Annotated in this window: 19 protein-coding genes; 8 read left to right on the plus strand and 11 right to left on the minus strand. The window is 38.3% G+C overall.

Going from position 1 to position 21,460, the window contains the following annotated elements; all coding sequences use genetic code 11:
* Nucleotides 1–29 precede the first annotated feature (29 nt).
* Nucleotides 30–449: a hypothetical protein gene (locus AC07VK_RS01705; protein ID WP_492957894.1), complete on the plus strand. Its 420-nt coding sequence runs from the start codon at nucleotides 30–32 to the stop codon at nucleotides 447–449.
* A 178-nt stretch (nucleotides 450–627) separates the two neighbouring features.
* On the opposite strand, the gene AC07VK_RS01710 is transcribed toward AC07VK_RS01705, so the two are convergent.
* The gene (locus tag AC07VK_RS01710) at nucleotides 628–2,931 is read right to left on the minus strand and encodes an ATP-dependent helicase (RefSeq protein ID WP_492955888.1); all 2,304 of its coding nucleotides are present in this window, start codon (nucleotides 2,929–2,931) and stop codon (nucleotides 628–630) included.
* A gap of 509 nt (nucleotides 2,932–3,440) precedes the next feature.
* On the opposite strand from AC07VK_RS01710, the gene AC07VK_RS01715 reads away from it, so the two are divergent.
* A complete protein-coding gene (locus AC07VK_RS01715) occupies nucleotides 3,441–3,764 on the plus strand; it encodes a DUF493 family protein (RefSeq protein ID WP_492955834.1) in 324 nt (107 codons plus the stop codon).
* Nucleotides 3,765–4,136: 372 nt separating this feature from the next.
* On the opposite strand, the gene AC07VK_RS01720 is transcribed toward AC07VK_RS01715, so the two are convergent.
* Entirely contained in the window at nucleotides 4,137–4,490 is a 354-nt protein-coding gene (locus AC07VK_RS01720; RefSeq protein WP_492957896.1) for a winged helix-turn-helix transcriptional regulator, read from the minus strand.
* A gap of 81 nt (nucleotides 4,491–4,571) precedes the next feature.
* On the opposite strand from AC07VK_RS01720, the gene AC07VK_RS01725 reads away from it, so the two are divergent.
* Nucleotides 4,572–5,456, plus strand: a complete 885-nt coding sequence (locus tag AC07VK_RS01725) for an NmrA family NAD(P)-binding protein (RefSeq protein WP_492957898.1) — start codon at nucleotides 4,572–4,574, stop codon at nucleotides 5,454–5,456.
* Between the two features lie 46 nt (nucleotides 5,457–5,502).
* Here the strand turns inward: AC07VK_RS01725 and AC07VK_RS01730 are convergent, their stop codons facing one another.
* The 4 genes from AC07VK_RS01730 to AC07VK_RS01745 are packed head-to-tail and all read right to left on the minus strand — an operon-like array spanning nucleotide 5,503 to nucleotide 8,974.
* Nucleotides 5,503–5,868 (minus strand): nuclear transport factor 2 family protein, encoded by a 366-nt coding sequence (locus AC07VK_RS01730; RefSeq protein ID WP_492957900.1) that lies wholly within the window; start codon nucleotides 5,866–5,868, stop codon nucleotides 5,503–5,505.
* 23 nt (nucleotides 5,869–5,891) lie between these two features.
* A complete protein-coding gene (locus AC07VK_RS01735) occupies nucleotides 5,892–7,397 on the minus strand; it encodes a PH domain-containing protein (RefSeq protein WP_492957902.1) in 1,506 nt (501 codons plus the stop codon).
* Nucleotides 7,390–7,944 carry a PH domain-containing protein gene (locus AC07VK_RS01740; protein ID WP_492957904.1) on the minus strand — a complete coding sequence of 185 codons (555 nt, stop codon included), beginning with the start codon at nucleotides 7,942–7,944 and terminating at the stop codon, nucleotides 7,390–7,392. The genes AC07VK_RS01735 and AC07VK_RS01740 overlap by 8 nt, the downstream gene beginning before the upstream one ends.
* A gap of 55 nt (nucleotides 7,945–7,999) precedes the next feature.
* A complete protein-coding gene (locus AC07VK_RS01745; protein WP_492957906.1) occupies nucleotides 8,000–8,974 on the minus strand; it encodes an SGNH/GDSL hydrolase family protein in 975 nt (324 codons plus the stop codon).
* Between the two features lie 294 nt (nucleotides 8,975–9,268).
* Here AC07VK_RS01745 and AC07VK_RS01750 point away from each other — a divergent pair, with 294 nt between their 5' ends.
* Together AC07VK_RS01750 and AC07VK_RS01755 are read left to right on the plus strand one after the other, a co-directional pair.
* Nucleotides 9,269–10,639 carry a dipeptidase gene (locus tag AC07VK_RS01750; RefSeq protein WP_492955841.1) on the plus strand — a complete coding sequence of 457 codons (1,371 nt, stop codon included), beginning with the start codon at nucleotides 9,269–9,271 and terminating at the stop codon, nucleotides 10,637–10,639.
* 883 nt (nucleotides 10,640–11,522) lie between these two features.
* Complete coding sequence (locus tag AC07VK_RS01755; RefSeq protein ID WP_492955842.1) at nucleotides 11,523–12,503, plus strand: glycoside hydrolase family 43 protein; 981 nt, start codon at nucleotides 11,523–11,525, stop codon at nucleotides 12,501–12,503.
* A 20-nt stretch (nucleotides 12,504–12,523) separates the two neighbouring features.
* On the opposite strand, the gene AC07VK_RS01760 is transcribed toward AC07VK_RS01755, so the two are convergent.
* The gene (locus tag AC07VK_RS01760) at nucleotides 12,524–13,771 is read right to left on the minus strand and encodes an MFS transporter (protein WP_492957908.1); all 1,248 of its coding nucleotides are present in this window, start codon (nucleotides 13,769–13,771) and stop codon (nucleotides 12,524–12,526) included.
* A 140-nt stretch (nucleotides 13,772–13,911) separates the two neighbouring features.
* Between AC07VK_RS01760 and AC07VK_RS01765 the strand changes: the two genes are divergently transcribed.
* Nucleotides 13,912–14,808, plus strand: a complete 897-nt coding sequence (locus AC07VK_RS01765) for a glycoside hydrolase family 25 protein (RefSeq protein ID WP_492957910.1) — start codon at nucleotides 13,912–13,914, stop codon at nucleotides 14,806–14,808.
* Nucleotides 14,809–14,978: 170 nt separating this feature from the next.
* Here AC07VK_RS01765 and AC07VK_RS01770 read toward each other — a convergent pair whose 3' ends face one another.
* The gene (locus tag AC07VK_RS01770) at nucleotides 14,979–16,076 is read right to left on the minus strand and encodes a mandelate racemase/muconate lactonizing enzyme family protein (RefSeq protein ID WP_492957912.1); all 1,098 of its coding nucleotides are present in this window, start codon (nucleotides 16,074–16,076) and stop codon (nucleotides 14,979–14,981) included.
* Between the two features lie 255 nt (nucleotides 16,077–16,331).
* Between AC07VK_RS01770 and AC07VK_RS01775 the strand changes: the two genes are divergently transcribed.
* Nucleotides 16,332–18,341, plus strand: coding sequence for a thioredoxin domain-containing protein (locus tag AC07VK_RS01775; protein WP_492957914.1), 2,010 nt, complete (start codon nucleotides 16,332–16,334; stop codon nucleotides 18,339–18,341).
* 10 nt (nucleotides 18,342–18,351) lie between these two features.
* The gene (locus AC07VK_RS01780; RefSeq protein ID WP_057933416.1) at nucleotides 18,352–18,858 is read left to right on the plus strand and encodes an FKBP-type peptidyl-prolyl cis-trans isomerase; all 507 of its coding nucleotides are present in this window, start codon (nucleotides 18,352–18,354) and stop codon (nucleotides 18,856–18,858) included.
* Between the two features lie 85 nt (nucleotides 18,859–18,943).
* Here the strand turns inward: AC07VK_RS01780 and AC07VK_RS01785 are convergent, their stop codons facing one another.
* From AC07VK_RS01785 to AC07VK_RS01795, 3 genes are read right to left on the minus strand one after another with little or no spacing between them, the layout of a single operon-like run.
* Nucleotides 18,944–19,573, minus strand: a complete 630-nt coding sequence (locus AC07VK_RS01785; RefSeq protein WP_492957916.1) for a Uma2 family endonuclease — start codon at nucleotides 19,571–19,573, stop codon at nucleotides 18,944–18,946.
* 43 nt (nucleotides 19,574–19,616) lie between these two features.
* Nucleotides 19,617–20,837, minus strand: coding sequence for a hypothetical protein (locus AC07VK_RS01790; protein WP_492957918.1), 1,221 nt, complete (start codon nucleotides 20,835–20,837; stop codon nucleotides 19,617–19,619).
* Nucleotides 20,830–21,414 carry an RNA polymerase sigma factor gene (locus AC07VK_RS01795; protein WP_086547055.1) on the minus strand — a complete coding sequence of 195 codons (585 nt, stop codon included), beginning with the start codon at nucleotides 21,412–21,414 and terminating at the stop codon, nucleotides 20,830–20,832. The genes AC07VK_RS01790 and AC07VK_RS01795 overlap by 8 nt, the downstream gene beginning before the upstream one ends.
* Nucleotides 21,415–21,460 lie beyond the last annotated feature (46 nt).

Below are 21,460 nucleotides of genomic sequence, written 5' to 3' on the forward strand. Positions count from 1 at the left end.
AATGGAAATCAGGTCTTATCAGTCAATTTATGGATATAGAATCTTTTTATACAGGCTGCCTTACGGCACAAGGCGATAAAATTTACCTCGGAGATAAAATAAGGGGTAAATTTTTCTATAAAATGCAGGTTCAATATGAATTGGAGACCCAATCTTTTGTATTGGTTTCACAAAATCCGCAATCGCCTTATCGAAAATATCTTTTATCAGATTTGGAAAAAATTGAAGGGCTGAATATAGTAGGAAACCAATTATTTTTTAAAGAGCCAAAAGTTGGGGAAAAGGTGAAAATTACTGTTGATAATAAAGGTGAATTTTTCCCCTTTGGTAGCATGGTAGAAATTATTGAGTTAACAGATGAATGGCATGTACAAGCTAAATCATTGGATAGTGAACAATTAATTACCCTCAAGATTGGAGAATTTCTCGAAGATCGATCTATTTATTAAAGGTTGAAAACACAAGGTTAGGCATAATTTCATCTCATTCGTCATGCTGAACTTGATTCAGCATCTATTTGTTTTATCTATTATGGATCCTGATCCCGATTTTCCATCGGAATCAGGATGACGAATTTTCGTTATTTTCCGTGCCGCTGAGTTTCCGTGGCTAAATGGAAATCTGCGTTTATTTTACAATCATCAGTTTCGCAAACTTAAGCAGCAATTGCTTGTTGCCTAATCCCTGGAAGAATACAGTCGCCTTAACATCAGGCAAGGTTCCCTCCAAGCTGATAATTTTTCCAAAACCGAATTTTTCGTGCTCAACCTCCATACCGCCCTGAAATTCATGTGGTTGTGATGGCGTAAAGCCAGGTGTGGGCACGTGTGCTTTTGCCAGTAAAGATGTTGTTTTCGGACGGACAGGCGGGGCGGAAGTCGTTGCGCCGGCCGCTGGTTTCGGTTTGCTAAAGAAATCGCGCGGCTGTGAGGTCCATGTTTTGCGGTCATCGTCGAAATTACCATCAAAACTGTTCGACTTGGCTGGTTTTACATCCAATTCTAAAAATTTCGGACTAATTTCGTTGATGAAACGGCTTGGTTCGCAGTTGGTTAAAGTTCCCCAGCGATAACGGGAAGTGGCGTAAGTAAGTGTCAGTTTTACTTCGGCACGGGTAATGGCCACATAAAACAAACGTCGCTCTTCCTCTAAATCAGTACGGTTGGTTAACGACATTTGTGATGGAAACAAATTTTCTTCCAACCCTACAATAAATACGTTTTTAAACTCCAAACCTTTGGCCGAGTGGATCGTCATTAAAGAAACCGTATCCTTATTTTTATCACCGTCCTTATCATCGTTGGTTAAAAGGGCAACATCCTGCATAAAGATATCCAGCCCTTTTTCTTCAATGTCTTCGCGCTCTGCAAATTCCTTAATACCATTTAATAACTCCTGGATATTTTCGTATCTCGCACGCCCTTCAACGCTATCGTCAGTGTATAATTCTTTTAAAATACCTGCATGTTGGGCAATAAACAAAGCCGTATCATAAGCATCGAGCTTTTTTGCCTCGGCCTGAAAACTTTGCACCATCATGGCAAAATCGTTCAATTGATTGGCTAAACGCCCGTCTACATATTCGTGTGCATTCGAAATTACATCCCACATGGTTTTCCCATGCTGGTCTGCCGCAACAATAATTTTGTCAATAGAGGTATCGCCAATACCACGCTTAGGGTAATTAATTACACGTTTTATAGCCTCTTCATCCTTCGGATTAAAAGTTAAACGGAAATATGCAATTAAATCTTTAATCTCTTTGCGTTGATAAAAAGACTGACCGCCATATATCCGGTAAGGAATATTGAGTTTACGTAAACCCTCCTCCATAGCCCTGCTTTGTGCATTGGTACGATACAAAATGGCAAAATCGTTGTGCTGGTATCCCTTGGTGCTGCGTTCCTGAATAATGGCTTCGGCAACCAGTTTACCCTCTTCGTTATCGGTAAAAGCCCGCGAAACTTTAATGCGGTCGCCGGGTTCGTTATCCGAGAAAACATTTTTTTCGAGCTGATTTTTGTTGTTGGCAATGATGCTGCTCGCTGCATCAACAATATTTTGGGTAGAACGGTAATTCTGTTCTAATTTATAAACCTTTAAATCAGGATAATCGCGTTCGAAATTTAAAATATTCTGGATGTTAGCACCACGGAAAGCATAAATACTCTGTGCATCATCACCTACCACACAAATGTTCTGATAAGCCGCCGCCAGTTTTTTCACAATGGTATACTGCGAAAAGTTGGTATCCTGGTACTCATCCACCATCAGGTACCTGAATTTCTGCTGGTATTTATTTAAAACATCCGGATGTTCCTTCAATAAAATATTGGTTTTGAACAATAAATCGTCGAAATCCATTGCGCCTGCTCTGAAACAGCGTTTAGCATAGGTTTCGTAAATCTGACCGATTAATGGGCGTTTATTCTGAATATCTTCTGCCTGTATCTGGTCGTTAGCCTGATATTCGCCCCAGGAAATTAAATTATTTTTGGCTGATGAAATTCTATTAAAAACAAAGTTAGCTGCATATAATTTATCATCCAGCTGCATTTCTTTCAAAATAGCACGGATTACACTTTTACTGTCATCGGTATCGTAAATGGTAAAATTGCTGGGATAACCGATTTTCTCGGCCTCTACACGTAAAATTTTGGCAAAAACAGAGTGAAAAGTACCCATCCAAATGTTTTTTGCCTCTGCACCAACCACTTTACTGATACGCTCGCGCATATCCTTACTTGCCTTGTTGGTAAAGGTTAAAACCAGGATGTTAAAGGGGTCGGTACCGGTTTGAATAAGGTGGGCTACACGAAATGTAATTACCCTGGTTTTGCCCGAACCTGCACCTGCAACAATCATTACTGGTCCTTTTGTGTTCTCTACTGCTGCTCTTTGTTGTGGGTTTAATCCTGCTAAATAATCCAAATCGGCTCCTGTTTTTTTGAGGTTCAAAAATAACAATTCCTATCGCTTTTTGCCAAAGTTGTTAGTAATTAGTTAAAAACCTGATCGGTCGCTGTAATGGCTCGTCATGCAGAACTTGTTTTATTAGCTGTTCTTATTGTTTTTTAGGTCTAATAGCTACTTCGTGGTTAGAATCCATCATGCCATTAAATTTGGGGTATGAAGTCCCCCTTTAGGGGATTTAGGGGTAAAGCAACAGCTGTATTTCATCGGATTCAGTAGCCCTTTGCTTTGCTCATACGCCTGCAGGCATTACCCTCTGGGCCGGTATCCGCTTCGCCAAGGTTTATATAAATTTAGCTTGTGCTACTATTGAGGGCTTAAAACCCAAAGTTAAAATTAAACTTGTATGTCATTAATAATGTTTTCCTTCTAATCGCCCGAAATGGGGGTGTTTTACTTAAAAAAACGTTTATGCTGTCAGAATTGCACCCTATTTATTTGGGTATAGAATTTGATATGCTTTCGCTATGGATGAGAATAAAAATAATAAAGATATTGAGTTTACTGATATCCCAGATGGTACTAGTGGAGATATTTATGCTAATTTAAAAGAGAAATTGGAAAGTGTTGAGCAGTTTCCGGGTGTTTACAATTTTAAATTTATTATCACTGGCGGGTTAGATAAAATACAAGATTTACGTGCCATTTTGCCTGATGATGAGTTTATTGAGCAAGCTTCAAAAACAGGGAAATATGTTTCAATTACCGTAAAAAAGATAATGCAAAATGCTGATGAGGTGATTGCAGTTTATAAGCAGGCCGGAAACATCAAGGGAATTATGATACTGTAGGCTCTCCCGCATATTCAAAATGATTTTCTTTTGGTTTTTAGAAAAGCTAGATCCGTATTTAATTTTTGAGGCTTCAGCTTGCACCTACGCTGTTCGTAAACCTGATGGCAGCGGCAGCCCCGAAGCATGAGGGCTACAGCGAACAGCAGGACTGCAATCTCCAATGAAAAACTATCCTTTCATTTCCTGTCAATAAAAAATACATCGCCTTATTTCCTTCTCGGGGCGCAATGTCTGTGCGGGTAATCAAGTTGGTTCCCGCGTTTCGCTTCGCTAAGGTTTATATCATTTAGTTTGCGCTGGTAATGAAGGTTTAAAACCTTCAATATATTTATTCGTCATTCTGATTGCCCAGGTGAGTATGTATAATAGTTAAACAGAGCCATTTTTCACGGCCCAATCTACCATCGAATCTAATACATGAAAAAGATCCTGCCCCGATTTTGTGAGGTTATAGGTAACTACCGGAGGAACAACCGCTTGTGCATTCCGATGAACAAGATCATCATTTTGCAATTGCTTTAAGTGCTGTATAAGCATTTTTTCAGTTATCTGTGGTATTGCCCGTTTTAACTCACTATAACGTTTTGGGCCACTCATTAAATGAAAAATAATAATGGGTTTCCAATAACCACCAATTTTTTCCATTACAAAGGTAACCGGGCAGCTGGTTAGCGCTATGCCTTTATTAAAATTACGGGTAGAACTTTCTTTAACAGCTGTCATGGTTACATACTTTGGGGTAAGTACTTGTATAAAAGTAAGTACAAATATAGCTTTGTATTCAATATTTAAAAACAAAAAATCATGAAAATCACATTAACAGGATCAATAGGGAATATTACCAAGCCGCTTGCCCAAATATTGGTAGCTAAAGGCCATGAAGTAAAAATTATTAGCAGTAACATCGGTAGGGCCGAAGAAATTAAATCGCTGGGTGCAATACCGTTGATTGGTAGTGTAAGCGATACCGGATTTTTAAAGGATGCTTTTACCGGGGCTGAGGCTATTTACACCATGGTTCCGCCAAATTTTGCAGCACCAAAATTTAGGGCATATATTAGAAGTATCGGCGAAAATTATGCGGCTGCCATAAAAGAGTCGGGGGTTAAAAAAGTAGTGAATTTAAGTAGCGTAGGTGCAGATCTGCCAGATGGAACGGGGCCAATTGCTGGGTTACATGATGTAGAAAATATTTTTGCCACATTAAATGGGGTAGCTGTAAAACATTTGCGTGCTGGTTATTTCTATATCAACTTTTTAGCCAACATTGATATGGTTAAACATGCAAATATATTGGGATCTAATTTTGGTCCTGATGCAAAACTTGTTTTGGTGCATCCCCGTAATATTGCTGAAGTAGCTGCTGAAGTATTGGAAAGCAATTTTACAGGCAAAACCATACAGTATGTTGCCAGTGATGATGAAAGTACGCCGGCTGATGTGGCAAAATTATTAGGTACTGAAGTTGGTAAACCAGCATTACCATGGATAGAATTTAGCGATGAAGATGCATTTAACGGAATGGTAGGCGCAGGTTTACCTGAAGAAATAGCCAAAAACTATGTAGAAATGGGCGATGCGATCAGAAGCAATAAACTTTTTGTTGATTATTATAAAAACAGACCCGCTTTAGGTAGCATAAAACTTAAAGATTTTGCTGAAGAGTTTGCTGCGGCATACCAAAATTAATTGAATGATGGCAGCTGCCTGGATTTAAACCTGGCAGCTGTTATTTTTATATGGCTACACAACTTCCGGCAATTACTTTCCATTCCTGATCAAACAACTTCCAAACTCTTAAATATCTGAAAATACCTTCAATGGATTGTGAAGTATATACTGCCTTTAGCTCAATTTTCACACTAACAACCGCAGTATCCTTAATCAGATTAATCTGCTGTTCAGAAGGTAAAATAGAATTTACAACCAAATTTCCCGAGGTATAAGTTTCCATATCGATAGCCTTTGTTATGGTTACTCCATTGGGCAGGTTAAAAAGTAAATCTTCATGCAAAAGCAGATCAAGATCCTCAATATTACCATGCTGTATCGCCGTTAATAATCTATCTTCATTTAAAATGATCTGTTCCCTGATATTCATATGAATTGTTTTTTTCTTTAAAATTACATCCAATTCTCATTTTTACGCTCAACCTGATATAACCAGTAATTTACCAGCTGTTTAATTTCGGTATAATTTCCATATTTAAAATGAATCTGACCTGCAGCTGTATGTAATGTGAGGTGACCAACATCCACTCCTTTGTGCCAAGGGTATTGAAAAGTGGTAATGGCCTGAATCTTATTTGGTGTTACAATCTCATTCGAAATATCCCAAATCCCGCTGGTTTTGGTGATAAAATCCTGATTTACGGAAATGCGATACCTTCGGTAGCTGATGTAAATCATCAAAACCCCAATAACAAAATAAGCGATTGCAATGCCTATAAAAGGCTTCACCTCGGGGACATTAAAAGCAATGATAAGGAATATAGCAACTGGTAAAACGAGTTTAAAAAAAACAGGTAAATTTAAAAAACGCCAGTCGGGGATAAAGGTTTTTCCTTTTAATGGTGTTTGGCCCAATATCATTTTTAGCAGTTCATCACGCTCAATAGGGTTACAGCCCGGAATTTCCAAAGTGTTTCCCTGCATTTCATGCCCTTTTTTACTTTGACCAAAATGAGCCTGCTTTAAACTCATATTCAGCATATTCATCTTTTTCTGAAAGTAATTCTGGCTGTATTTGGTAATCTGGACTTTATTCGGACTAATCAAGGTGTTTTTCTTGGCAATCAGTCCCGATGAGAGCAAAAGCGTGTTTTTATGTTCGCTAATTTCTAGCTCGAAATATTTATAAAAGGTTCTAACCAGGTTAATAATCAGCAGTACAATTAAAAGGCATGCAATTAAAATGAAAACCGTAACAATGGTGAGCATTCCCGCTACTGTGCTTTGAATTTCATCTTTATTAATTTTAAAAGCATCAAGCAATTGCCTGCCCTCGTAAATAACGGTATAAAAAAAAGCAGCAAGTAAGGCTAAACTCTGCCCATAGTTAGAGGTAAGTCCTACTTTAAACAAAGTCCAGGCACTTATTCTTAAAAATGGTATTTCTGCTGTTTTGTGGTTTTCATGTTCAATCTCCGATGGTGCTTCAGTTACGGTTCTGCTATCTAATAAATGTTCTTTAAGGTTATAGGCAGAAGTTTCGTCTATTGCTTTTATGCTTACTTCTTCTCCATGCGCACCGGCTGTATCGATTTTTAACCCGTAAACGCCAATAATTTTCTGCAGAATATTCTGGTTAATGTTAACCTGCTGTATCTTATCGAGTTGAATTATTACCTGATCGCGATTAAATATCCCTTTATTCACCACAAATTCCTGCTTTTCTTTATCTAAAAAGAAGGTGAATTTTAAATACCATAAATAAGCAAATATAAAACTGAATACGATTATTGCAGAAATGCCTAATATCAGGTAGGTGAAAGAAGTGCTCGACATCTTTACAAAGGCAATAATGAACAAGAAAAAGCTAGCCTTACCAATTTTTAACATGGTATGCGCACCCATTACAATGATACCAAAGGCCGATTCGCGCTGCGGTTTACTAAAATCGTTATTCATCGGCATTTAATGCTGCTGTTGGATTATCAAGCAGGTCTAGTTTTTTTAAAAGCAGATCCCTAATACGCTTGGCATCATCAATTGCAATCCCCGAAATATGGATATGCCCGGTTTGGCCACCTGCAGTAAATAGCTGTAACGATCCCAGTTTATATATTCTGGAAAAAATCCCTTCATTTAATTCGATATGCTGAATCCTGTTTAAAGGCACAATTGTTGTCGATTCGGCAATAATTCCACTTTTGTATATTACATCATGTGTGCGGATAGCATAACCCCGTTTCTTAAAACTGGCGCGAAAGAGTATCGAAAAAAGGGCAAATAAAGCTAAATAAAGCGGGATAATCCATTTGGCATTTGGTTTTACTTCATCAACAAAGAACAGGAGTATACCAATAGCGATTCCCAGTAAGCCAAAAAAGATCAATAGATTAATACAGATGATTTTCCAATAATCGGAGTGTGGCCGGCTTAACTGAATGTTTTCGTATTTTGGAAGAAGATCGAGATCAATAACTTCATTGGTGAAAAATGTCTCAGTAGTCATGGTTAAAGGTATAAAACATATTAATCTATAAATAGACTAATATTTAAATCTTTTGTTACCTCGCTACAATAAACTTTTTTGCTGTGTTATACTGACCGGAATCGGAAGAAATTTTAAAGAAATAAATGCCCGGTACAAATGTAGCGGTATTAATTTCTAAGGTATGTTTTCCGGTATTAAGGTATTCATTCACCACTGTTTTAACCAAACGGCCCATTAAATCGTAAATCTGTACGTTAATTTTATCCGTTTCTGGCAAAACTATATCAATAAATGTTTGCATAGCAGCAGGATTCGGGTAATTCTGAGTAACGGTAAATTTTAAGAATTTATCAAAAATTGCTTTATTGATGGCATCGAAAATAACATAACTCACCAATCTGTAACCGCGTGCATTTGGATGAAATGCATCCTGATAAAGCGAAAAATCGCGCCTCATGGCCGCATTTACATCCGCTAAATATATTTTATACTCTGTGGCTAATTTTCTGTAGGCTGTATTTAGGTTTCTGATATTGGTATTTACAGCAACATAACTTTTAACGGTTCTATCGTCAACAAACTGGAGTGTACATAAAATTGGGACTAATTTCTGTTTAAGGCTTGCCGTAATCAATACGCGCATATTAGCAACGCTTTCGGCTATACTTCCTTTGCCCGTAGTCATTGCAATGGCATCATTAATCCCCATATCAATTACAATAAAACCTGTTCTATTGGCTATTGCATTATCAATTCTGAGCAAACCCTGAAAAGTAGTCTGGCCACCTATACCATGGTTAGTAATATCGACTACCTTATTGGTATAACAGTTCAAAAAGTTGTTCTCCAGCATGGTTTGGAAACCCAATCCCTTAACACCTTCAACAGTACTGGCTCCAAAGGTTACAATATTTATACTGTCTTTCGAATAATATTGGGCTGCTTCCGGGCAACTTACGCGAGTAGGGGGCGTTCCTTGAGCTAAGGAAGCAGTGCGGACAACAAGAAGCAGCAGCAGAGATAGAAATACTTTTGCGCTAAACTTCATTGTTAAAATTCTTTCGTACAGGATTTAAGGATATCTGTTATTGGCGCAATTTACAAAAAAGTAAATATAATTAATGCTGTGTCATATTTTTTTACAAACATTAAATCATTTTTTTGTATTTATCGGAAGACGCATTTTATGTTTAAAAAATAGAGCCGTGATTTTGGTTCTGAAAAAAAATAAATCCATTAACCGTCTGGCTATAAAAAAAATACGCTGGAATGGGGATAATTTATTAATCGCTTAAGAGCCTTTTATTTGGTAAAGCCTATATTTGTCCAAATTCATTTTGTTATGCAAGAGATTAAAAATTATGTAGAAACGCACAAACAACGTTTTTTAGATGAGTTGTTTGAGTTATTGCGTTTTCCATCGGTAAGTGCTGATCCGAAATACAAGGGCGATGTTTTAAAAACAGCTGATTATGTTGCGCAGAAATTAAAGGATGCAGGTGCAGATCAGGTGGAAATTTGCCCAACCGCAGGATATCCTATTGTTTATGGCGAAAAAATTATAGATGCTTCTTTACCCACTGTTTTAATATATGGTCATTACGATGTTCAGCCGGCAGATCCATTAGAACTTTGGCATACACCACCTTTTGAGCCAACAGTGCGCGATGGTAAAATCTATGCCCGCGGTGCTTGCGATGATAAAGGACAGTTTTATATGCACGTAAAAGCATTCGAACTGATGATGCAAACCAATACTTTGGCCTGTAACGTTAAATTTATGATCGAAGGTGAAGAGGAGGTGGGGTCTGCAAATCTGGGTATTTTTGTAAACGCGAATGCCGAGCGTTTAAAGGCTGATGTAGTCTTAATTTCTGATACTTCGATGATCAGCATGGAACATCCGTCAATCGAAACCGGTTTGCGTGGTTTAGCTTACATGGAAGTTGAAGTAGTTGGTCCGAACCGCGATTTACACTCTGGAGTTTACGGTGGGGCAGTAGCTAATCCAGCCACTATCCTTTGTAAAATGATCGCTTCATTACACGATGAAAATAACCACATCACTATCCCTGCCTTTTATGATAAAGTGCTTGAGTTAACAGATGAGGAGAAAAAAGCACTAAATTCTGCACCTTACGACGAAGCTGAATACAAAAAGGATTTAGATATCGAAGAAGTTTGGGGCGAGAAAGGTTATTCAACCTTAGAACGTACAGGTACCCGCCCAACTTTAGAAGTAAACGGGATTTGGAGCGGTTACATTGGCGAAGGTGCAAAAACCGTATTGCCGAGTAAAGCCAATGCAAAAATTTCTATGCGTTTGGTTCCACACCAAAGCTCAGAAGAAATTGCTGAGATTTTTACCAAACATTTCGAAAGCATTGCGCCTAAAAATGTAAAGGTAAAAGTTACGCCTCACCATGGCGGCGAACCAGTGGTAACCCCAACTGATAGTATTGCTTACCAGGCGGCCGAAAAAGCAATTGAAGATAGTTTTGGTAAAAAGGCCATTCCAACCCGTGGTGGTGGTAGTATTCCTATCGTGGCCTTATTTGAAGATGTACTGGGTATTAAATCGGTGCTTTTTGGCTTCGGTTTAGATAGCGATGCTTTACACTCTCCGAATGAGAAATATGATATTTACAATTATTATAAAGGAATAGAGACTTTGCCGTTATTCCATAAATATTTCGCAGAACTGAGCAAATAAGCTTGATTTAATTTATCCGTTCTGACCCAACAGATCGTCATTTCGAGCGGAGTGCAACGCAGTCGAGAAATCTATTTTCAGCAGATCTCTCCATTTCGCCAAACTTCAGTCGAGGTGACGATTTTTTTGTAAATGAGCGTTCTGTATTTCATAGGTGCTGCTTCCCGCCATTCGCTTTATCCCGATGAAAAAATCGGGATGCCCGCTACTGTCGGGTTTATTTAACAGCGGGCGGTTCTTCGAAGCAAAGGCCGTTCATGCATCCGCTATAAAAACCTTAAATAGGATCACAGACCTTGCAACCTAAATCTGACCGTAGTGTAAAAACCGAAAGCCGAAGCATGAGGTCGAGGATTTGAAACAGAGGGCAGGGCTGCTTTACCCCAGCTGCTACAGGTTTTGCTTTTCAAAACAACTAAATAAGTTTGACCTTTATTGTCAGTCTGAGCGGAGTCGAAGACCATCCCTGTTTAATTTTATTAGACAGGTTTTTTTTGAAATGAATGGTTAGTATTTCATAGGTGCTGCAGTCCCGCCATCGCTTATAGTCCTCATTTCGCTGCACTCCATTCCGGGCTATTTAGCTTTGTCGGGTTTATTTAACTGAGTACGGTTCCAATGTCATTAAGTTAAGCATAAGTGTCGTCTGTCTGAAGGATAATTTATTGCATAAAAATCAATATAGATGACCTAGGATTTTTTTTGGAGTAATAGGCTGTGAGGAATCGTCATTGCAATGACGACCTTTCTATGGATTCTGTCAATGGTAGCATAGTCGAAGACCGTACCCATCTTTAAACAGCCTCGCGCTTTTACTTTTTATAATTGTGTTTAAACTAATGGACTAATTTTTTTACAAGGGATTTTTTTCTAAATTGCTGCCATGAAATATCTATTCTCATCTCTTTTACTTTTATCTGGACTGACTTCTTTAGCTCAAGATACTAAAACGATTAAGCAATCTGGAAATCCAATATTTCAAGGTTGGTATGCAGACCCTGATGCTGCTATTTTTAACAACAAATATTGGGTTTACCCCACTTATTCTGCTAGGTATAAAGAACAGGTGTTTTTAGATGCCTTTTCTTCAGATGATTTGGTGAAATGGAATAAACACCCGCATATTTTAGATACTGCTGCTGTAAAATGGGCCAATAAAGCCATGTGGGCGCCAGCAATTGTTCAAAAAGACAAGAAATATTACCTGTTTTTTGGTGCTAACGATATTCAGAGTGATAAAGAAATTGGTGGAATCGGCGTAGCTGTTGCCGACAAGCCAGAAGGGCCATATAAAGATCATTTAGGGAAACCTTTGGTTGATAAATTTTACAATGGCGCCCAACCTATTGATCAGTTTGTATTTAAAGATAAAGATGGTCAGTATTATTTAATTTATGGTGGCTGGAAACACTGCAATATTGCAAAGTTAAATAAAGATTTTACCGGTTTTTTACCTTTTGAAGATGGTACAACTTTTAAAGAAATTACACCTGATAATTACGTAGAAGGGCCATATATGTTCATCAGAAATGGTAAATATTATTTTATGTGGAGCGAAGGCGGATGGACTGGTCCCGATTACTCAGTAGCTTATGCCGTTGGCGATTCGCCATTCGGTCCGTTTAAGCGGATTGGTAAAATATTAAAGCAAGATGCCGCCATTGCTACGGGCGCAGGCCATCACTCCGTAATTATCAACGAGAAAAAAGGACAATATTACATTGTTTACCACCGTCGCCCCTTGAGCGAAACTGATGGCAATCATCGAGTTACCTGTATTGATGAAATGAAGTTTGATACAGATGGTAACATTCTTCCTGTAAAAATTACAAATGAGGGTGTAAAAGCCCAGAAAGTAAAATAATTGCTGTTCGGCTGGAGGTTTTATTCAATTTCCAGCTGCGCTTCACTTTTTTGTAAAACAGTTTTTGTTTGCTTTTTATTCAGTGTGTTAAACCCCCAGGTGCATAGTAAAAGCATTGCGGCAAGCCCTATCCAAAGCCAGTTATAACCTAAATTTTTAGCAATAAAGAATCCAAACAATGGGCCAACAACCTGCGCGCACGACCAACTCAACGTATAACCTGCCGCATATAAACCCCTGTTGTGCTCATTGCTCCTGCTAATTACAATGGTATTTATAAAAGGTAACGAAAGCATTTCCCCGATAGTAAAAGTAATAATGGTTAGCACGGCCATTACGATATGGAAACTTATTGGAGCACTTAAAATAACATAAGAAATTGAAAATAGAACTGCACCGAGGAGTATGAAAAACATGGGCGATCTTTTGGCTTCAATTTTATTGATCATCACCATCTCGAACAGGGCGATTACAGCTCCATTGATACCGATTATAATGCCGATGGCAAATTCATCAATATGCCATTGCTGTTTGAAAAATACCGGCACAATCCTGAACATTAAGAAGGCGCAGGTAATAAAAACAGTAGTAAGGAGGATGAATTTTACATAAAAAATATCTTTCCATGGTTTCATAATTACCATATTACTGGCATTTTCTTTCGCTTTTTTGATGAAACCTTTTATCTGTGGTAAAAATGAAAGAATCAATATGCCTACAATGATACTCACAATTCCTTCTACAATAAATAGAGACCTATAGCTTATTTTGACAATTATGCCAGCAAAACTACTTCCGAAAGACCAGCCCATATTGGTAGCCAAACGATTTAAAGAGTATGATCTAGTGGTGGTACCAGCGGCAGCATAATGAGCGATAGCCGTAAAATTGGCTGGTCGGAAAGCTTCTGAAAAAAAACTAATTACAACAGCTAAAATGCAGAGGGTTTGAAAGTGAGATATTGTTGAAAATAGAATAAATAGTAAGCCGCTTATTATGGAAGATAAGACCTGCACAGGCCGAAAACCGATCATGTCGGTCAATTTACCGCCTGTCGCAGAGCCAAGAACTGCACCGACACCGAACAAGGTGATGATAAGGGCTGCATCCATTTCCGATCTATGCAAACTTTCAATAACAAACAGCCCCATAAACGGAACTGACATACTTCCGAATCTGTTGAACAGGATTACAAAGCTCAATAACCAGGTTTCTCTGCTTAATCCGCTGAATGATGTTTTATAGGTGTTAAAAATAAGTTTGAACATGCTGTATTTAGATGCAGTAAAAATACCAAAAGCCAGATATTATTTAATCATCTGAATTCAATATCCGTTTGTTAGGTTAAAAAATATGAGCAAAGAATATCCCATAATTTTTCACAAATTTGCATCCGGAAACCGATCAAATGCCGCCAGAGAAAAGAACCCCAATAAACAAAAGCCCTGTTACCAGAAAACCTGCTGTTAGGAAACCTGTAGCCAGAAAACCCACAGCAGGCAGAAAAAAGAAGCAGGGTGTTTCGGTTCAACTTAAATTGGTTATTGCAGGTTTATTGTTGATTTTGCTCTCTCCATTTTACTACGGTTATGTTTTAAGAAGTTTTGTGGCTACCTGGCGCTGGGTTAAAGATTGGGGGCAAGACCCGAACTACAGAACCTACGAAAGTTTCAACATCAAAATCCCCAAAAAATATACCGTTCACGGTATCGACGTTTCCTACTATCAGGGCAAAATAAACTGGAAAAAAGTAAAGGAAATGAAAGAGGATGAGGTTAGTATCCGTTTTGCCTTTATCAAAGCAACAGAAGGATTAATGTTGGTTGATCCTTATTTTCAACGCAATTGGCGTGAAGCCCCAAAAGCGGGAATTATTTGTGGCGCCTATCACTTTTTCAGACCAAAAAAGGACGGCAAAACACAGGCTAAATTTTTCCTGCAAGTGGTAAATATTGAGAAAGGGGATTTACCACCAGTTGTGGATATCGAATCGCTGGATGGCGTTTCTCCTTTGAAAATGAGGGCAGAACTGTCCGATTTTCTCAATTATGTAGAAATGAAAACCAAAGTTAGGCCGATTGTTTATACCGGACTTAAATTTTATGAAGATTATTTAGTCGATCATTTTGATGATTATCCTTTGTGGATTGCCCATTATTATCAACCAAAGCTGAGAATGGATAAAAGCCGCTGGAAATTTTGGCAGCACTCTGATAAAGCCAAAATTAACGGCATCGGCCATGTGGTTGATTTTAATGCGTTTAATGGCGATAGTTTGGCGTTGGATCGGTTATTAGTTCATTAGTCATTAGTCATTAGTCATTAGTTCATTGGTCATTAGTACATTAGTCATATACCCCGCTTACCGTCATCCTGAACTTGTTTCAGGATCTATTGTATGTGATTTTTACAATCTTGTAATTGCTTAAATAGGTTGTTCCAGAGCATTTGACATCATATGGCAAAACCAATGAACTAAACCGTCCAGCTTTCACATTCCGCTAAGAAAAATTCATCAGCCTCTGCACCGATACCAATTTCTTCGGGAACATCAAGAAAATAACCGTTATAAGTTAAGCCACCCACAACTGGGTCAACCAGGTGTCCCAATAGTGCAGTATCTAAGTCAAAAAATTCAATATTCGGACTGGCCAATGCAAAATGTAGGTTGGCACTCAACGCAATTCTGGTTTCGAGCATACTCCCAATCATACATTTTACGCCGCGTTGTAAAGCTTCTTCATGGATTTTTTGCGCTTCTAAAATGCCTCCGGATTTTGAAAATTTAATGTTTAAATAGCTTGTAGACTGGCTATTGATCAGTTTACGGGCATCATGATGGTTGTAACAGCTTTCGTCGGCCATGAGCTTAATCGGCGAATTTACATTCAGTTCTGGTAATTTATCATCATACCAGGTTCGCATGGGCTGTTCACAAAATTCAATATTGTATTTGTCCAATTCGCCCAATGCAAATAAAGCATCATCGAAACTCCAGCCCTGATTCGCATCCAGGCGTAAAATCAAATCTTCACCTACTGCTTCACGGATGTGTTTAACCCTTTCTATATCATCGTGTACCTTTTTGCCCAGCTTAATTTTTAGGATGCGGCAACCCTGGCTTTTATATTTCAATGCGGTTACAGCCATTCCCTCTGGTGTATCGATACCAATGGTCATATCGGTTTCAATGCTGCGTTTGGTTCCACCAAGAAATTTATACAATGGTAATTTTGCATTTTTGGCTGCAATATCAAATAATGCCATGTCGAAAGCACTTTTAATGGTATTGTTATGATCGGCATAACCCAATAAATCGTTCATCCGTTCCGGAATTTCTAAGGGATTTTTACCCTTTAAAATGGCGGCGAAGTCTTTAGCCATAGCAATACAGGTTTCCTGCGTTTCGCCTACAATCATCGGGAAAGCAGAACATTCTCCAATGCCGTGAATACCTGTATCGGTAAAAATCCTCACTAATACATTCTGGGCAAAATGCATGGTTCCAGTAGCAATAACAAAAGGTTCCATTGGGATGCTAAAGCGGTATATTTCGGTATGGGTAATTTTCATGGTTTTAAGGTTGAGGGTAGAAGGTAAAGGGTGTAAGGTTTGCAAATCGGGATAGAAGCCGATAATGTGTATAACTCAATTCGTGACGCAATACGTCATATTTCGATTAAATAACTCATCAATTCCATTCATCGTATAGATTTCCAACTAAAGTATAAAAACAAAAACTAAATAGAAACAGGTTTGTAGATTATTAATAGATTTACGCCTCAAATTAAAATTCCTTTTTCCCGCTTACATTTTACATAACCTGTCATGTCTGAAACTAATAATTTAATCTATGCTTCTTCACCATATTTGTTGCAACATGCCCATAATCCTGTTAATTGGTACGAATGGGGAACAGAAGCATTGGAAAAGGCAAAAACGGAAAATAAACTCATATTGGTCAGTATAGGCTATTCGGCCTGCCATTGGTGCCATGTAATGGAACGCGAAAGTTTCGAGAATCATGAAGTGGCTGAGGTGATGAACCGTCATTTTATCTGCATTAAGGTAGACCGTGAGGAGCGGCCGGATATTGATCAGATTTATATGTATGCCATCCAACTCATGACAGGTAGTGGGGGCTGGCCCTTAAATTGTATCTGTTTGCCCGATCAGCGTCCAATTTATGGTGGAACCTATTTCAGGAAAAACGATTGGATCAATATTCTGGAAAATGTTGCCGCGCTTTGGGCGAATGAACCCGATAAGGCTATCCAATATGCCGAACGGTTAACCTCGGGCATCAAAGACAGCGAAAAGATAATCCCCGCAGTAAAAGCAGAAGCATATACCCATGAACATTTAACTGAAATTATCGATCCATGGAAACGCCATTTCGATATCAGTTACGGAGGTTATAACCGTGCACCAAAATTTCCTTTGCCCAATAACTGGGTCTTTTTATTGCGCTACAGCTTTTTAAAAGATGATGAGTCTGTTTTTACAGCGGTTTGCCACACGCTCGAAGAAATGAGCCGAGGCGGCATTTACGATCAGATTGGCGGCGGTTTTGCCCGTTATTCTGTTGATGATAAATGGCATGTGCCACATTTCGAAAAAATGCTTTACGATAACGCTCAGCTCATCAGTTTATACGCTGAAGCCTATCAGTGTACCAAATTCGATTCCTTTAAACAAACTGTCGTTGAAACAATAAATTGGGTTTTTGAAGAGATGACTTCAGCAGATGGATTGTTTTATTCGGCATTAGATGCAGATAGCGAAGGAGTAGAGGGTAAGTTTTATGTGTGGGATAAAGCAGAATTCGATCAGGTTTTGGGCGAAGATGCCCAATTAATCGGCGCTTATTACAATGTTACCGAAGAGGGGAATTGGGAAGAAGAACAAACCAATATTTTGCGCAAAACCATCAGCGATGACGATCTGCTTGCAAAATTTGATATTGATGCAGAGCAGCTTTATGACAAAGTAAACTCAGCCAAAACAAAATTAATGGCTGTACGTAGCAAAAGAATCAGACCAGGCTTGGATGATAAATGTTTAACTGCCTGGAATGGTATGATGATTAAAGCCCTGGCTGATGCTGCAGCGGTATTAAATCATAAACCATATTACGAAAGAGCATCAGCTGCGGCCAGTTTTATCCTAAACCACTTAAAATCAGAAAACGGTGGCTTATACCGTAATTATAAAAACGGAAAGGCGTCTATTACGGGCTTCTTAGATGATTATGCCTTCTTTATTGAAGCTCTGATTGCCCTGTACGAAGCTGATTTTGATGAAAAATGGTTAGAAGAGGCAAAATCATTGACCGATTATGTAATTTCTAATTTTACGGATACGGATTCGCCGATGTTTTTCTATACTTCGGCTGAAAGCGAAGATTTAATTGCCCGTAAACATGAAGTAATGGATAATGTGATCCCGGCTTCAAATTCTACCATGGCGCAGAATTTACAGCAATTGGGTTTGCTTTTCGATATTGAACAATATACCGAAAAAGCATCAGAAATGCTTGCGGCGGTTCAGCCAAAGATTAAAAGTTACGGTTCTGCCTACTCAAATTGGGCGATTCAACTGTTAAACGAAATTTACGGCATAAACGAAATTGCCATTACCGGTTTAGAAAGCGATAGTATTAAATTAGCATTAAGCGGACATTATATTCCGAACAAAATTACATTGGGCGGAACAAAAAGTAACCTACCGCTGTTAAAAGGTAAGCAAAGCAATGAAACAAAAGTTTATATTTGCCGAAATAAAGTATGCCAGTTGCCGGTTAACACTGTTGAGGACGCATTAGAGTATTTACAATAAATTAATTTAAATGAATATTTCACCAAACTCTGTAGTAGCGTTAACTTACGAATTGCATACTACTAACGAAGAAGGACAACAAGTTTTTGTAGAAAAAGCTGACGAACAAAATCCTTTAGTATTTTTATATGGCGTTGGCATGATGTTGCCTAAATTTGAAGAACATTTAACCGGTTTGAAAACTGGTGATGAATATGGCTTCGAGCTATCTGCAGCAGATGGTTACGGTGATATCGATCCAGGTGCTTTTGCTGATCTTCCAAAAACGATGTTTACTGAAGCTGGCGGCGAATTGCCAAATGTAGGTGATGTAATTCCTTTACAAGATAACAATGGTAACCAGTTTAGAGCAGGTGTTACTGCTGTTCACGACGAAACCATTTCAGTAGATTTAAACCACCCAATGGCTGGTAAAAACTTAGTGTTTAGCGGCGTGATTTTAAATGTACGTGAAGCTACTCAAGATGAATTGGCTCATGGTCATGCTCACGGAGCTGATGGTCATTCAGGTCACTAATTATAGATAAACGATTTCAAGGAAGTCAAGTTTTAAATGGCAAATTGCCGTTTAAAACTTGGCTTCTTTCGTTGATGTCCATGTTTTAATCTTGAAAAACCTCATCTAAAATGAGTTTAAAACCAGGTATAATTGTGGTGGTTACCTCTTCACCTTCAGTGAGCAATTTTGTTGGTTGAAACTTGCCGTTATCATCAAGGATATACCTGAAAAATGTTTTTTCCGAGGGGCTTACAATCCAGTATTCTTTAACACCCGCTTCTTCATAAACTTCGTATTTGTTGATCAGCTCTTTTTTGTTGTTGCCAGGTGATAAAATTTCGACAACAATATCGGGTGCGCCTATGCATCCGCGTTTATCGAGTTTAGTCTGATCGCAAACTACAACGATATCGGGTTGCACCACCGTGAAAACTTCTTTATCCTCTTGAGTTTTCTTTGCTAAACGAACATCAAAAGGTGCTGCATACACTTCGCATTTATAACCATTTAATGCATTGTAGATAGGTACGTAAATTCTTCCCGATATTTTTTGATGAACCCTGGAAGGGGCAGGACTCATCTTGAATAAAAATCCTTTGATAATCTCTAAGCGCTCTTCAAATTCGAAGCGCATATAATCGGCATAACTGTAAGTCGCAGAAAAATCGACCTCATTAAGGGTTTTAATTGGAGGTTGCTCTTCTTCAGTAGGGTATGGCTTGATATTTTTCATATGAGGTATTTAACCAAATATACTAAATATCTTAGTTTTTTTTCTAAAAATCGATCTTCAAACGCAGTCCGCCGTTGGTGAGGTTAAGGTTCTCCTTAGAGAAAGTTTTCATTGGCAGCCTTAAAAAAGGCTCGATGGCAATATTGTTCTTTTTGGATATTTTTTGTTTATAACCTAAAGAAAAATTATAAAATCCGATGTATTTATCAGGATCTATATTGGCTTCGGGCTGTGGTTCGGTCGTTTTTTCTTTCACAATCAATGTCTTAGAATCTGCGTAGCCATTTGCTGTTGTGGAAGAAAAATTCTGCACCTGGTTTACAATGTAGTTGTTCTGCTGTGAGTTGTTTAAAACAGCCAGTGCAGAAACCCCTATATTGGTGTAGAGTTTATCACTTATGTTATATTTTAATTCTAAAGGAACATTAATTCCGCGCACTTTAGCATCAACCGACTCGAGGTTTTTGCCCGATAAGGTTTGTGGTGCAGAAGCGTTTAGTGATTCGGTGGTGCTAATAGAGGCATAAGAAACGCCAGAACTTATTGATAATTTATTGGCAATGGCATACGATAAAGAAAAGCCATAGTTCATGGTTACTTTATTATCGTTACCCATCGCTGGGGCTACGTAAACATCAGGCTGCCATTTAGAATTTTCACTTGTTTTGGATGGCGGTTTTTGCTGATTTACATAACTATCATGGGCAAGCAGTTTTTCAAAACTTGTTTGCGCCATGGGTTGAGGTTTCTTCTTTTCCGTTAAAATATCAAACTGTTTTGTTTGCAGGTTTGAAAGATTAGCACCAGCAAGTTTATTATCTAAAAGATTATTGTTTACAGGAGTCAATTGGTCTGATGTATTAATAAACGGATAACCGGTATGCTCTGTTAATAATGGTTTTGTATTTTCTGTAATTTTGGCTGGACGACTGGCAGTAAGGTTGTTTGCAGCAGTTGTATTGCCATTTAATGATGTAGGATTGGTTTGAGTTTCAGTAACCGCATTTGTATTTCCGTTAGCCGCCGGATTTTGCGTGGCTTTAGGTTTAGTTATTGCAATATCTTTTTTCTGATCTGTATTGTTTTGCGCAAAAAATACACCTCCAAAGACCAAAATTAAGGCAGCAGCGGCCCATAAAGGCCAAAAAGCGATACCTCGTCTCTTATTTTTTTTCTCCGAAAAGCGCTCCCAAGCACCATTAGGGTATGTTTCCTCATGGTTTTGGAGTTGCGCGGTGATATGCTCAATTAATTCCTTATCCATTTTTTTCGTATGAATTAACCATGGTATTTAGGTAAAGGGTACGTAACTTATTTTTAGAACGTGTAAGGTAAACACGACTGGAACTTTCAGGAATGTTTAACATCTTCGAAATTTCATCGTGGGCAAAGCCCTCAATTTCATATAAGTTAAATACCAGTCTCTGCGTATCTGGTAAGTGATTTAGTAAATTCAAAATATCATTAACGTGTAGTTCCGAAGCAACCGAAACCTGGGTAACCGGATGTTCGCTTTCTGCTAAATCATCAACATAAAACTGAACTTTCGAACTCCGTATTTTGTCTATTGCCGTCCGCGAAGCAATCTGGGCAATCCAGCCTTTAAACGATCGCTGTAATTCTTCTGGGTTTTTTGGTGCCTTGAAGCCGCCAACATGTTTAAAAATCTTGATAAAACTGTCATTTACAAGCTCTTCACTGTCAGAAGGGTTTTTCGTATACCTTAAAATAATGCCCATTAAATAGCCATAAAATGATTTATACATCATTTCTTTACAGCTATTGTCGTTTTTTACACAGCCTTTTAAAATTTCCTCAAAACTGAGTATTTTTTTTATCACCCCTGTAAAGGACTATTTATTAAAGGTTTATCATGATTAATTATTG

This window comes from Pedobacter sp. GW821-FHT01D05 (assembly GCF_059422505.1).

Coding starts and splice junctions, on each gene's coding strand:
- AC07VK_RS01720 (WP_492957896.1), bottom strand. CDS start 4,490: ATGACAGCTGTTAAAGAAAGTTCTACCCGTAATTTTAATAAAGGCATA.
- AC07VK_RS01745 (WP_492957906.1), bottom strand. CDS start 8,974: ATGAAGTTTAGCGCAAAAGTATTTCTATCTCTGCTGCTGCTTCTTGTT.
- AC07VK_RS01730 (WP_492957900.1), bottom strand. CDS start 5,868: ATGAATATCAGGGAACAGATCATTTTAAATGAAGATAGATTATTAACG.
- AC07VK_RS01735 (WP_492957902.1), bottom strand. CDS start 7,397: ATGAATAACGATTTTAGTAAACCGCAGCGCGAATCGGCCTTTGGTATC.
- AC07VK_RS01750 (WP_492955841.1), top strand. CDS start 9,269: ATGCAAGAGATTAAAAATTATGTAGAAACGCACAAACAACGTTTTTTA.
- AC07VK_RS01770 (WP_492957912.1), bottom strand. CDS start 16,076: ATGAAAATTACCCATACCGAAATATACCGCTTTAGCATCCCAATGGAA.
- AC07VK_RS01780 (WP_057933416.1), top strand. CDS start 18,352: ATGAATATTTCACCAAACTCTGTAGTAGCGTTAACTTACGAATTGCAT.
- AC07VK_RS01775 (WP_492957914.1), top strand. CDS start 16,332: ATGTCTGAAACTAATAATTTAATCTATGCTTCTTCACCATATTTGTTG.
- AC07VK_RS01705 (WP_492957894.1), top strand. CDS start 30: ATGGATATAGAATCTTTTTATACAGGCTGCCTTACGGCACAAGGCGAT.
- AC07VK_RS01785 (WP_492957916.1), bottom strand. CDS start 19,573: ATGAAAAATATCAAGCCATACCCTACTGAAGAAGAGCAACCTCCAATT.
- AC07VK_RS01740 (WP_492957904.1), bottom strand. CDS start 7,944: ATGACTACTGAGACATTTTTCACCAATGAAGTTATTGATCTCGATCTT.
- AC07VK_RS01790 (WP_492957918.1), bottom strand. CDS start 20,837: ATGGATAAGGAATTAATTGAGCATATCACCGCGCAACTCCAAAACCAT.
- AC07VK_RS01725 (WP_492957898.1), top strand. CDS start 4,572: ATGAAAATCACATTAACAGGATCAATAGGGAATATTACCAAGCCGCTT.
- AC07VK_RS01760 (WP_492957908.1), bottom strand. CDS start 13,771: ATGTTCAAACTTATTTTTAACACCTATAAAACATCATTCAGCGGATTA.
- AC07VK_RS01765 (WP_492957910.1), top strand. CDS start 13,912: ATGCCGCCAGAGAAAAGAACCCCAATAAACAAAAGCCCTGTTACCAGA.
- AC07VK_RS01715 (WP_492955834.1), top strand. CDS start 3,441: ATGGATGAGAATAAAAATAATAAAGATATTGAGTTTACTGATATCCCA.
- AC07VK_RS01755 (WP_492955842.1), top strand. CDS start 11,523: ATGAAATATCTATTCTCATCTCTTTTACTTTTATCTGGACTGACTTCT.